The organism is uncultured Legionella sp. (assembly GCF_937871865.1).
Taxonomy (GTDB): Bacteria; Pseudomonadota; Gammaproteobacteria; order Legionellales; family Legionellaceae; genus Legionella.
Window position 1 is genome coordinate 24,177 of record NZ_CALMPD010000303.1, and the last position, 14,142, is coordinate 38,318.

Sequence of the window (14,142 nt, forward strand, 5' to 3'; positions counted from 1 at the left end):
ACTTAACTAATTGATATAAAGTAATAATTTATTAAAGCACGCAGTGTATAATGAAAATACATGACGTAAAGAAAAGTTTAGTTTACACTGGGTGCTGTAAGTGTTTCTTACATTATATCGTTTTGGAATTTATGGAGAATAACATGACGTTTGCTTTAAAGGATTTTGAATATCTTAAAAAACATTTTAATGATTGCGTTGAATTTGTACTGAAACGTGACCATAAAGAAAAAATTGCAGATCTGCCTAGCAGAAGACGAGATGAACTGCAATTTTTAACCACTGTAATTGCTGAACTGGATAAGCAGATTGCAGTTCTAAACATCGACAAGCAACTTGAGCGCGTAAAAATAGAATCCCGTGCAGATAAACGTGCTGAATTATTAAAGCCTTACGTCAATATCCTTTATGGTGCGATGTTAATTACCAATCAGGATATTGTGAAGAGGATGCATAGTGGTGAAAGCACCAGTAAAGTGCTTGATCGTTTGAATATTGCTATGGGTCTGGACAAAGGCAAGCCCAGCGACACACAATTTGATACATTTTTTAAATCAATAAATAATTTTTTAAATCTTATCTATGCGGACAATGATTCTCGCAAAGGTTTTAAAAAAGAACATATTTTGCAAACAGTACCAGCTCTTAAGTTAGTGCAATTCGCAAAAATTGGTTTCGAGCTCGAAGAAGCCACCCAAAAAACCATTCACGTTGCTTTGCCATTTGATGGAAAATCTCAAACCGATGGCAGTTGGTATAAACCAGCCCAATCAGTATCAGCTTTAATAGTAGCCCCCTTTACCTCTTTCGCAGCTTTAAAAAAATCGCTTCATCAATTAATTATTGCCGAAACAGCAGACAAAAACTCAGCAGCCATTAGTGAACTTGATACAAAAAGAGCAGCCCAGCTCCAATTTCTGGACAATCTGGCACAAAGCCTTTCAGAATCTAAAGCTGATGCGATTCAAGAAACAGAAAAAATGGCCATCCTTGCCGGAGCAATGCATATTGTACGCGGACAAATTGCCATAGAATATAAATACGAACCATTAACTCATACCGATTTTAGCCCAACTATGATGAGTAATGGATCAATAGTCCACACCGAATTAACTAAAATTCTAAATGCCAAAACGACCAGTGTACAGGATATTGAAGCATTGATTTTTGCTGCAAATCAGTACATTCACCATCTGACTATTGAAAAAACTGTAACTAAAAGCGCATCTGTTGAAGCAATAAGAACCAAACATTTGTTTTCTGAGATCTCTGGTTTTTCTTTAGTGACCATCCTGGAATTAGCACAAAACATGATTAGATCATGCCGTGATAAAGCCATCGATTTCTGCTTAGGCGAATTGAACAAAGAAATTAAAGAGCAAGAAGCATTATTACCTCAAAAGCCCTCTTATTTTGCCAGTATTTATAACATGTGGGGCACTTCTAAGAAACCAGTAGTGGTAGAAGATGATAATGACGTGGAAGATCAGATTGCTGCAACTATAGAGACCGAAGCAAATTCAAAAGGCCACTTTCAACCCAGTTAATTGAATAAAGCATCTGAGTTATCCTATTAGTATTCTTTAAAGCAGCAGAAATTATTCTTTAATTATCTGCTGCTTAATAGTACTTATTATGATTATTTATCTATAATATCAATTGGCATAAGCCATTGAGCATAATTTTTGTTACAATAACATCACTAAATTAATCGATTCACTTTAACTACAGTCAATTTCTAATGAAAATCAAATCAGTTACCAATAAGATCATCCTAAGCTTTACTTTATTAATGCTCATCACCACACTTTCTTTTGCACACAAAAAAGAAATAGCCATCACGATTGATGATTTACCCTTCGTCGGTGAATACAGAAACTTTCATTTGAATATGATGTTGGAAACACTGAAAGAACAACAGGTCCCGGCTACCGGATTTATCATTGCCAAAGAGGTTAGAAATGATAACTGGGACATACTACAAAAATTTCGTGATGCGGGATTCGGATTAGGGAACCATACCTATTCTCACGCGAATCTGAACATACTTGACACTAAAGACTACATCAACGAAATTAGAAAAGCCGATAAGATTTTGTCACCAGTGATGACTGAACCTAAATATTTCCGATATCCCTACCTGGCAATGAGCAATGGTGAGAAAAGAAATAAAATATTATGTTATCTTGCCAAAAAGAACTATCAGGTAGCTCCTATTACCGTAGACAGTAAAGATTTTGTGTTTAATCAACGCTTGTTATCAGTACCTGAATTAAACAGACGTAGTTATCTTGGAGAAATGCAACCTCTTTACCTGGATTTTATCTGGCAGCAGACACTAAAAGCAGAAGCACACACAGCGTATCATCATAACCCGGATCAGGCACAGATTCTGTTGATTCATGCCAATTTACTTAACGCCTATGTTTTGCCCGATATTATTAAGCTATACAAAGAGAAAGGTTATACTTTCGTAACCTTGGAAGACGCTTTAAAAACATTTAAAGACTCTGCTCATTGCCCTACTACAAACGCAAAAAACAACGTTAGCGTAAAACCTAAACTGGTTGCCCAAAACAAGCCGAAAGTTAATTCAGCGCCACAAGCTGACAACAATATAGAATCCTTTGTTGATTGGGATTAGCGTTCCTTTATTTTGAATGAACTGATTGCATCCAGGCTCTCTGCCTGGATGCAAAAGACAAGATCTCACTTAGTTGCAATAAAATTACTGTACCGAATTACCATGGCTTGACCACGACATCGAGATATCCCAACCTGAGCGTTTATCGCTGGATACCACGGAATAAGCCGCGGTAATTAGCTAGAGGCAAAAGCTCTCAGATTATCGATGCGTAGCCAAAGAAGTAATTACGAAACCTACTGTGGTGAGAACTCTGTGCCTTCTTTAGAGTTAGTCTCACTACAATCCTCACTATTGGTTTCTTCTGCAGATACAACTGCTGCTTCATTTGATGAATTCCCCTGAGAGAAAAACATAAATTTATTCAAATCAGCAACGTTCAAACAAGGAGATGAAGGATAGATAAGACCAGAAACGTTTAATGCTATCGTGTCTGTATCATCATCAAACGGCTCCTGCTCCATCATTAATGATGCCTTTGCCTCCTGAATTGATTTAAAGAAGGCAACCAGTAGTTCATAACTTACTTGCCCCATTACCAGGTTTACTTTACTTTTCATATGAATAAACCCGGCGTCTTTGCTATCAATTACAGGATCATTATGCTCAAGAGCATTCCTTAAACTTTTAAATTGAGACATGCAGGTTAATAAATGAGGATCCAGAGTATTTAACAGCTTTAGCTTTTCCAGTTTACTGAGTATTGAAACAATTTGGGCAGTCAGGTAGGAACATGCCAGCTGCATCTCTATGTCTTCACATATAACCGTTTGAATGGACTTAATACATTGAATAGGGTTACCACTTAAATCAATTTTAGCATCAACAAACAAGTAGTTTAAAAGAGTCATGCGTGATTTTAATAAATTCAATAACTCAGATAAACCCATTTGTTTTTCTATATCTCGATGAAGAGAGAGATTTGCTTCTCTACCTAATTTACGCATATTAGGAAAATTTGAACTTGTGAATTGTATTATGTCATTTTTATTTTTTTCTTTTTTCAGGTTATTCTCCGCAGCAATTTCCTTTACAGCAATGCTTCGTAACGATTTATATTGTTTAAATGCTGTTTGCATGATTTTGAATATTACTTTTTCTTTTTGCCCTGGGTTTAAATATTCTTTCAATTTATTTCTATCGACCACCTCAAAAATGGCCTCTCCTTTTATCATACTAAGAAGCTTTTTGGACTCAGGTAAGTCTGGATTCAGGCCGTTCTGTAATGTCAATAACTGGCTATCTGTAACTAATAACTTGTTAGGTATGTACGTATCTGGATTAAAAGCGTGCTCTTGCTGATAATGTTTTTTGACTGAATCCCAATAAACACATACAGGCTCATTCCAGCCTTTAAATGGAACGGAGGTATCAGGCCATGGAGTAAAACTATTCTGCCGTTCAGCGATTAAATCATAAATATTAACGCGCAATTTAATAAAATCCTCATAAAGAGCACTTAAACGCTCTGTATCACTTTCAAGGTTATGAATGAATGCAACAGATTCAAGATCTTCTGGATGACATAATGCATTCCTGATGTCAGAAAGCATTTCAGAGTCTATTACTTTAAGATCTTTTAATTGTGAACCCCAGTTTCTTGGTGTAAATATCTCTCCTATTAACTGAATTCGTCTGATAAATGCAAGCTTGCTTTTTAGGCTATCCATATGAGAGTCAAGCATGTATAAATTCAGTAATGGCGTTAATTCAATATTTTTACGGCCATCAAGATTAACGAACTCTATGGCTGGTTTAGGTTCTTTGGGCGCTAGAGCGGTGAGCCGAACCAATTGATAAGTATGCTTAAAATACCACAGCAACGTTTTTAAATTAGTCATTTCTCCCAACCTGGCAATAGGAGTACCCGGGATTAAGGCATTGCTCCTTACCGAAACAAAAAAACTGTGTAATTGAGGAATGTCTTCTGTTAAAAGAGTAGGAATGACCGCTTTAACCAGACATGAACTATCTTTCAATGCATCATAAAAACGATCCAATTGAGTATTTGCCGCGTTTATCTCCATCTTAGGATTTTTTAGCGATTTCTCAAAATAAATTGGCTGACTATCCTCATTGGAGTCGAAAAACGTACTGCAAAATTCAAGAAAATACCAAGAGTTGGTACCCCAGGGTAAATATTCAAGCAAATTAGCACGCTGCTTTCTTGAAAGTTGGTGTATGGTTTCAAAAATCATACGGAGGATTAACATGCTATCTCCTAAAACTATATCATCCAAAGCATGTTCAAATATAGCCAGTGCTTGTTTATCTACACTTTTTGCATATGGGGGAGTTAAATCTGTAATGATATAATTTATCCGACTTTCCAGTTTATTGAACCGCTTCTTATTTCCGGCTGCCGAAGAGTCAAAATATTCAGGATTAACAAAGACCATCGGTGTTTGCTTTCTATCATAGTACTTAAAAGAAAACTCCATCAAAAGAATGATCCAATTGATCTGTTCCATATAATTAAAAGTCTTTATATTTCGATGCTTTTGGCATAATTCATTGAGTTCAACTTGATAACTATGCAAACAAAGATCCGTTCGTAAATACTCATCGAAAGAAGCTTTTAGGATAGTTAGTATTTCCGGAGAAATTTGCCGGGATAATATGAGAGTATTTTTCTTTGCGAAACCAGTTTTCGGTGCAAGCCTGGGATCCAGAATTTCAGCTTGTTCGAAAGCCATAATCGCGCGAGCATATTGTTTCATTTCTAAAGAAGCTTTTCCCTTTTGGAAGAAAAAATCCGCCTTATTGGCAATTTGTTTTAGCATCGGATCAAAATTAAGAGCCTTCTCAAAAGCTTCACTTGCACTGTCATATCGTCTCATTCCCATATAAGCCATTCCAAGTTGACATAAAAGATAACTATTACCAGGTTCAATTTTAAGTGCTTTAGTAAAATGCTCTATGGCCTTTAAATATGCCTGCTTTTTTAAAGCTTTCTCGGCTATTCTGACAGTTCCATTTGGTTTTTTGCTGTTTAAAGGTTCTGATTTATGTTGCATGAGTATCCCTCGAAGAATTGATGAATAAATACCAAAATACAGCAATCAAAAAATTCACAGATACGAATTATCAGAAACCGTAATCAACAAATCAGTGACGTCTTTTCTGAATAATTTTTAGATTTTTTATCATTTTTTGCTGGACTTTATGCAGGCAAGTATATCCGCTGATTATTAACTGAAGGTTAAGGGCTTTGCGTAATAACCGCATCTATAACCAACTGATTATTCAAAGAAAAAATTAGATTTCTCATATTTGATGAAGTTGTAATGCAAAGGAAAAAAGAACCCGGCATACCTGTATTACGAATTCCTCTAATACAACTACATCTTAGGTACAACAGTACTATATGCGAAATATGAAACTCAAAAAGAGCATTCAAAACGTCATAGAATGATTGAACGGACAGATTTGAGTGCCGATTGTGCGCTCTCGCTTAGTAACAAAAGCGAAGCATACATAAGTATGTGAGCATTTTTTACTAAGCGAGAGCGCTCAAGATGTGCCAAATATGCCCGTTCAAGTGAGGGGCAGGAAGAACTGATCCAGATCTGCTTCCGTCAAAGTCATGGTCTTGGATGCATCCGAAGACAAGATTCCATCAACTAATTGACGTTTTCTTTCCTGCATCCCAAGGATTGCTTCTTCAACGGTTCCTGAGGTTATTAACTTATACACAAAAACCGGGTTTTCCTGACCTATACGATGTGTTCTATCTGTTGCTTGATCTTCTACAGCCGGATTCCACCAGGGATCATAATGAATTACGGTATCTGCGCGGGTCAAATTAAGTCCTGTTCCACCAGCTTTCAAACTGATTAAAAAGATTGGCGTTTTACCTTCCTGAAATTGATCAACTAAAGCCTGTCGGTTTTGTGTTTGTCCGGTTAATTTCAGATAGTCATAATTCTTTTCAATTAATTGTTCTTCTATTAATTTCAGCATGGACGTAAATTGAGAAAAGACCAAGACACGTCTGCCCTCTTCTACCAGGTTGTCCAACAACTCCATCAACGCTTCCAGTTTGCCTGATGTCTCATGAGCCATCGCAGCCTCAGGCAAAGATAACAATCTGGGATCGCAACACACTTGACGCAGTTTAAGCAACGCATCCAATAAAAGGATATGGCTTTTACCTAAACCCTGCTTTGCAATAGCATCCCGTACTTTTTTCTCCATACTCATGCGAATAGCTTCGTACAGATCGCGTTGCGCCCCTATTATTTCTATGGTGCGCGTTATTTCTGTTTTTGGCGGCAACTCACTTGCAACCTGGTTTTTTGTTCTTCTTAGCATGAATGGTTTAACCCTTCGAGCTAAGAGCTCCCTTCTATCCAGATCAGCGTGTTTTTCTATAGGTGAGCGAAACCATAACCTGAATTGTTTTGCATCACCTAAAAGCCCCGGCATTAAAAAATGAAATAAAGACCATAACTCGCCTAAATGATTTTCAAGAGGCGTGCCAGTCAAACACAAGCGGTGCGATGCTTTTAATTGTTGAATAATCTGAGTTGTTTTGGTGCGTGCATTCTTTATAAATTGCGCTTCATCAAGAATCAGGTAATAAAAATTATAATTAATAAATTTCTCTTTATCTCGATGAATTAATCCATAGGTTGAAATCACCAAGTCATAATCATTAAAATCATCCTGATGTCTGTCACTACCATGATAAGCTAAAACGTTTAACTCTGGAGTAAATCGTTTTGCCTCCGCCAACCAGTTCCCGACCAGGCTTGTAGGCGCAACGATTAATGTCGCCTGATTCATTCGTCCCTGTTCTTTTTCATACAAGAGGTGTGTCAGAGTCTGTATGGTTTTACCCAAGCCCATATCATCAGCCAATACCCCGTTAAATTTACTGGAACGTAAAAATTGCAACCAATTCAGCCCATAGTGTTGATAATCTCTTAAATTAGCCTGTAAGCCTGATGGCATTGGAATTTCAGGCAAATCAGTCAATTTAATTAACTGAACCAATTCTTTTCTTAACGCTTCAGCTCCTTGCCAACGTGACTTTGTAGCAGCAATAGCCAGCTCCGCTTCCTGCATTAATATGAATTGGTACTTATTAATTTGAAGCTGTTGATTTTCATCAATCTGGCGCATGCCAAACTGAAATAATAATCGAATTAATGGTTTGATACGCCCCATCTGTAACTGCAGCATTCTTCCATCTTCTAAAGGAAGTTTAATTTGTTGCTCATCAGGTAAACTGTCCAGATCATTACCGCTGTATCGTTGAATTAAATCAGCAACCAAGGGCACGATGCTTACTGGCTTGCCTTCAACCAAGATACCTAATTGATAAGAAAAGAAATCCGTAGTGCTTTCCTGAATATCTGAAAACCACTCCACATCTTCAGCACTAATCACTTCCTGATATAAGGAGCTCGCAAACTCGACTTGCCATCCCTGTTCTTTTAAATACGGCAAAGCGCTGGCATACAGATATTCCAGATGAGACAACGCAGATATATTTTGCAAGACAAAAACCGAATGTTCTAAATTCCAATTATAATCTTCCCACTTAAAGCTAGGCCGTACATTAATAGATTGGCGAAGCTCTTCTATTTTAAGGCGTTCAAACTCAATATCGCGTTTGTACTCAACCAACACCCCATCCTCTTGGCGCATTACATTAGAATGTTCATCAGAATGAGGAATAATGAGCCCATCATAATCAAAACCTGCTTTTGCGATAAAGACGGTATTAATCTCTTCATCACGCTCGAGGAACAAAGGAGCCTCATCGTCAAAATCATTGACCGTATCAAGAACCAAAACAGGTTTTGGAATAATCTCCCTTACCTCTCGTCGCTCAAATATTTGTGGTGTAGGAAATTCAGGACAGGTTTTAGTCATCTTTTTGGTCAACAATTCTGCCTGATCTATGGATATAGGTGGTGCCTCAAGCAAATGGCGTAATTGCCTTACAGGATATGGAGTAATCAAACGCCCCATGACTGACTCAGAAAAATCAAAATACCAACTTTCATCCAGCAGTAACGGATCCAAAATAGTATCATCATGCATTAATTTTAAGCTTTGATTTCCATTCGAAGCGAGCACCCATTCACATGTTCCCTCGACTGTTTCACCCAATTGAATAGGTATCTCTTCATCTTCAGTAAAAAAAGCACGCCCTGTTGCTATAATTTTTTCTAACAGTTCGCTATTGCGTATGGTTAAATTATCGAACCAACCAGACACCCCACACTTAAACAACAACTGCGCAACAATATCATCGTCATTATCAATAAAATGCTGTTTCTTTGATTCAGCCAAACTATTAAAAACGATTTTTTTACCGTAACCACCACGCTTCAAGATTTTTGCTAATGCCAGTTTGATAGAAACTTTATGTTCATGTCCTGTTAACTTTATACTAACCAGGTAATTTAAATGATGAGTTATATCTTGTTTCTTTACCTGTGTTGCTTCCTGAGCCCGTAAATTTTTCAGCCAAACATCCAGTTTTTTATCTAATTTATTAGATGACTGTTCCTGCAAATTAATTTTTTCGCGGTCCCGTAAGGCAAATAAACAAGCAGCAGCATGTTTGCAGTTACTTTGATAAGGGCAAGAGCAACGCGCTGGTTTGCCGGGCCAGGTCTTCAAATCCATGTGAATATCATAAATCTGACTGGTACTGCCCTTCACCCGCCCTTTTAACAAACCATCACTCAAGCGAATATTAAGTACTTGCCCATTTTGAAAGTACTCGAATCCCCGGAGCAATATTTTTGGCTCAAAAGCCTCTGGCATTTTGGATATTGCTTCATTTAGCATAAATAGGATTTATCCAGGAAAAAGGATCTATTGTAGTCAATTTCGAGTCGAATTGACAATTACCACTTTGAATAAGCTGTATCGGTGCATTTACCATGCTCAGATTTAAACCAAAAATAGCGATAAAACTCCAAAAGAGCAGAAAACAAAATGTAGTTACTCAAAAAATGAAAATCATTTAAAATTCAAATGGTTGGATGAATCAGGTATGATATGCCTTACAATTAATATACGAGATCGAACGCAACTGAATTGGGACATTCAATTGCAAATGCCAGATTTTGTTCGATTAATATGCTTTTTAAAAAACTCATACTTAAAGGATTATAAAAATATGGATGTCAAACTGAATAAAATCGCAACGTGTTCATGTATTTTGCTGATTTACGCAAGCCTTGGAAATACCAATCAAATCAATTTTTTTATTGCCGGAGGTCCGGGTTTTTCAACCCTTAAAAATACTCGTTTAGTTGAAATTAATGAGGAAATGACCAATGCCTATAATACCATTCCCCACACTAACAGACAAAGTTTTTGGGCTATAGGCGCACACCATGCTTTAGAGCATTTTTCGTTACCATCTTATCAGTTATCTCTGGGCTTGGCCGGCTATTTTTTCCACTTGGGTCAGGTGAAGGGCACTGAATATCCGTTTATCAATGAAGGTTTTTTCGACACATTGGATTATAGCTTTCACGCAAAAAGTGTTTCATTGATGATGGAAGCTAAAGCGGTTTTCTCTCCCTACGCATTAAAGCCTTATGCATTGATTGGCATTGGTTCCGGCTGGAATAAATTTTATGCATATAATGAAAAGCCAACTGACCCAACTTTGAGCGCGGCTCCGGCCATGTTTTTTAACAACCATACACAACAAATTTTTTCTTATGAGTTAGGAGCTGGTATTCAATATCTGCTTAAGGATGATCCATTACGGCATGTCCAATATTATGCTTCTGCTGGCTATCAATATTTTAATTTGAACAAAGGTTCTTTAGGACCGTCACCAGCACAAGCATCATCAGATCGCATAAAAGTCAAAAACCTTTATACACAAGGAATTATATTTACCTTAGCGCTATCGTTAGGTTAACAAGGAAAAATACACTCATGAAAAAACATACTTTATTTCAAATCTGCTGCGGCCTCTCATTAACGGCAATAACTCATGCGGCTTCTATTATTGAAATTATTCCAAGCAGCTCAAGCCCCATTGCAATTTCCACAGCAGGTTCCACTTATGTGACTTATAGTGCTAAAAACAATACCTCAAGAAGTTTAAGTGGACTTACAATAAATGCGGATTATGGGGTGACAAACGCGCTGAAAGTATCTTTAATCAAAAATACCTGCTCTACCTTAGCTGCCGGAGCGAGCTGTTCTTTTATTGTATCGATACAAGGAACAGGCCAAAATACTCACTCAACACTAACGCCCCGCGTTTGTGCCTTCAATGGAGCAACATGTTCAGTACCTGAATTAAGCAATCGCATTGAAACAATAGCAACCGAAGCACTTCCTGGCAGTGCATTCCCACTTCCATATGCAGGCACTTTTTATCCAATTTACAATTCAGGGGCTGGTCAATGGTTACCACCAAATCAGTCTCCCTATCCTCCATTTAATCGTGTAAGTGCTCTTTTTGTAGCATTTGCTCATACATACGCACAGCAAAATGGAGCAATTTTTACTTATGAGCAAGGACAACCTGATGAACCTGCTCGTTTGGCTTTATTAGTAGAAACAGCACGTGCAGCTAATCCGGATATAAAAATTTTGATCTCATTAGGATGGGGTAAAAATGATTGGACTCCGATTAATGAAGATTATTTGAATCATGCGAATATTTTCGTACCTAGCGTGATTCAATTTATTCGCAGTAATCATCTGGATGGTATTGATATTGATGATGAAAGTATTGGTGAATCCAGCGGTTCTATTCCGCAAGAGAACTTTGATGGAGTAATTGCCAATTTAAGAAATGCATTAAATTATGCATCGCTTCAAGATGGCAAACCCTATTATTTAACCATTACTCCTGCAGGTAATAATGAAGAACCTGGTGGCATCGAAGACACCCAAATTGATTTAATTAATGTCAAAAGTTTTGATTTAATCAATATACAAACTTATTTTGCAAACGGGAAATGGGGAATAGACTTTTTTAATGCGCTTGTGGCTATTGGTTATCCTAAAAAACAAATCGCTAATGGTATCGATGTCCAGGAAACTGATTGCTCTCCTGATTTCCCTCCTTATGTTAATTTGGCCGGGCTGTTTAATTGGAATATGACTAAAGACAGTACATGTAGTGATTATACCAACACCATCGCTATTGCCAATATGGTTAGTTATTACGGAACATTTAAGTAATATTGCTCCTCAATAGTAATGAACTGCCAGAGGAATTATCAAGGCTCCTTTGGCAAGCTCAGTTATCGTGTTCTCCTTCGATAACCCTCACTGCCATAAAGTTAACGAAAGACATAAAGTTAACGAAAGACATAAACATGTAGGTCGATGCCCCAGCCCTATAACAAGACCATTCAATGAGCGCAAATTTCAAGTTAAGATCAGATGTCAGGCCAGGGGCCGAATGGCAATTTCTATTCTCCTTCAGGATTTGACATTTTCCCCCCACTTCTCAGAAAGATCAAATATTGACCACAAGGAAAGTGTAAGTATCATATAAACAACATTTGATCACAAAAATTACATTAAGCCTGAGGAAGCCAAGCCTATTTGTGCATAATCAACAGGAGTGTATGGTATTGAACAAACTGACCTCAATTGTGTCGTCCCGCGTAGGCGGGAACGACACAATCAATATCATAATGAATCAATAAATAACAAAACAGAGTGTGTAAAAATGTCAGGTTCACTCAGCATTAAGCAAATTGAGGAGTCATAAAAGAACATGAGTATCTCATCCCAAATAAGCTCTGGGTTTAAAGTAGGAGCTATGGCTGGATTGGCACTAGGGCTCCTTCCTGTTGTAGGCTTTGGCAGCCTGGTGGGGATGTTATCAATTTTATATCTGAACGTTGCCGCACCAGGCGCCTTATTCTTTTTGGAAACACTATCCTATACAACTCTGATTTCATCTATTGGTATTGGCGGCTTTACTGGAGGAACGTTTGCCAGGAATACCAAAGATACGTGGATGTCAATTGGAATTGGGATAACCGTAGGAGCTATCACTGGTTTTTTCTCGTTCATTGGTATAGTGATGGCATTAGGAGCAGCACTAGGAGCAATGAGCAGTCTTGGGTTAGCATTTATTGCTATAGCAGCATTAGCTACCCTGACAGTCACCAGCCTAATTGGCAGCTTGATTGGAGGAGCCATAACGAATGGCCTTGGCAATGCTGAAATTGATGATGAATCACTAGCAAGGCAGCAACAAACGAAATCTAATATATCCCCCCTCTTTATAATTCGCAGCTTAATGACTTTATTAAGTCGTCGCCATCAGAAGCCCTGCAATCTCAACACAGTATTGAGCTTGCGATTCAAGAACCTCCCCAAACGTTTACATTGTTAGAGCATTTACAAGGAACGATGCGCGAAGGAAGTTCGTCGGAAACAGAATTGAACACGTGTTTCGAAGAAACTCCAGATACTACTGAATCAGATCATCATAATGGTTTAAAAATGTATTGATCAATTCGATAATTAAATTTTTATTTTCTCGATGAGGCACATGACCACATCCAGGAATAATAATTTTTTCAGCTCTTCCGGCTGCTTGATCACTAATCATATCTGGAAACCGATTTGAGCCATACTCATCCAAATCCCCATGAATGACTAAAAGATTACAAAAAACATGCGGTAATATATCTGACAAACTCCACGGTGCAAATTCTTTGGAAAGCCACACCTCAGTCCAGGCATCAAGCACCCATTTTGCTTTTTCACCATGATATTGTTCTATTTTTTTAAATAATTCATGGCGTTCAAAATCTTTTTTGGCTTTTAAAATTCCCTCTTTGGTTCTGTCTTCAACAAATGCCTGTGCTGATTCAGTTATTACTCCAATGACCCGGTTAGGGTAAAGCGCGGCACATACTAAAGCCATTGCTCCGCCCACGCTATGTCCAAATAGATAACACTGGTTAAGAGATAGGTGTTTTACTAGTTCCGGGAAATAAAGTTCCGCTTCCTCGTTTATAAAATTAATAGAAGGACGCTCATGTCGTACAGATGATTTCCCAAAACCAAGGCGATCATAAGCAATTACATTTCGACCTGTTTTTTCCGATAAAACATAGGGAAAGTCCCTCCATAACTCGACACAACCTAATGAATCATGCAGGAGGATGATTGGTTCAACATATTGCTTGTTCTTGGGCTTAAAAATTTTAACAAACATTGTCCCATCACAAACATTTAGATAATGTTCTTCTGTCAATTCCTTATTTGCTCCCAACATTCTCCCCTCGTTTGGTAACACATAGTAACATGCAATACGCCGCCAGTTCTCTATTCGCCCACTAATATGTCTAGGGTAATTTCAATGTCTCTTACCGATACAATAAACGCTCCGATATATCGCGGTAACTATCAGTAAACCGATGATAACTCCAGATCGCAATGCTAATTAACTCCAATGGGTAACGGTATCTTTTCAGCGTCCTTTTCATCATCACAAGCTTTCCTGAAAATAAAATACAGTCTAGACCAAA

The 14,142-nt window shown here is 37.7% G+C and carries 8 protein-coding genes; 5 read left to right on the forward strand and 3 right to left on the reverse strand.

The genetic code is table 11. The annotated features are described in order from the left end of the window. Positions 1-143 precede the first annotated feature (143 nt). Positions 144-1,547, forward strand: a complete 1,404-nt coding sequence (locus tag Q0495_RS16445) for a hypothetical protein (protein WP_298628330.1) — start codon at positions 144-146, stop codon at positions 1,545-1,547. A 194-nt stretch (positions 1,548-1,741) separates the two neighbouring features. Next, a complete protein-coding gene (locus Q0495_RS16450; protein ID WP_298628333.1) occupies positions 1,742-2,644 on the forward strand; it encodes a polysaccharide deacetylase family protein in 903 nt (300 codons plus the stop codon). 236 nt (positions 2,645-2,880) lie between these two features. Here Q0495_RS16450 and Q0495_RS16455 read toward each other — a convergent pair whose 3' ends face one another. Next, positions 2,881-5,661, reverse strand: coding sequence for a tetratricopeptide repeat protein (locus Q0495_RS16455; RefSeq protein ID WP_298628337.1), 2,781 nt, complete (start codon positions 5,659-5,661; stop codon positions 2,881-2,883). Between the two features lie 520 nt (positions 5,662-6,181). Beyond that, on the reverse strand, positions 6,182-9,454 hold the full coding sequence (locus Q0495_RS16460; protein WP_298628340.1) for a DEAD/DEAH box helicase: 3,273 nt from the start codon (positions 9,452-9,454) through the stop codon (positions 6,182-6,184). 334 nt (positions 9,455-9,788) lie between these two features. Here Q0495_RS16460 and Q0495_RS16465 point away from each other — a divergent pair, with 334 nt between their 5' ends. From Q0495_RS16465 to Q0495_RS16475, 3 genes are all read left to right on the forward strand, one after another. Continuing rightward, positions 9,789-10,547: a hypothetical protein gene (locus tag Q0495_RS16465; RefSeq protein WP_298628342.1), complete on the forward strand. Its 759-nt coding sequence runs from the start codon at positions 9,789-9,791 to the stop codon at positions 10,545-10,547. 17 nt (positions 10,548-10,564) lie between these two features. Then, the gene (locus tag Q0495_RS16470) at positions 10,565-11,827 is read left to right on the forward strand and encodes a glycoside hydrolase family 18 protein (RefSeq protein ID WP_298628344.1); all 1,263 of its coding nucleotides are present in this window, start codon (positions 10,565-10,567) and stop codon (positions 11,825-11,827) included. Positions 11,828-12,371: 544 nt separating this feature from the next. Further along, a complete protein-coding gene (locus tag Q0495_RS16475) occupies positions 12,372-12,998 on the forward strand; it encodes a hypothetical protein (protein ID WP_298628347.1) in 627 nt (208 codons plus the stop codon). A 78-nt stretch (positions 12,999-13,076) separates the two neighbouring features. Here the strand turns inward: Q0495_RS16475 and Q0495_RS16480 are convergent, their stop codons facing one another. Further along, complete coding sequence (locus Q0495_RS16480; protein WP_298628350.1) at positions 13,077-13,889, reverse strand: alpha/beta hydrolase; 813 nt, start codon at positions 13,887-13,889, stop codon at positions 13,077-13,079. Between the last annotated feature and the right edge of the window lie 253 nt (positions 13,890-14,142).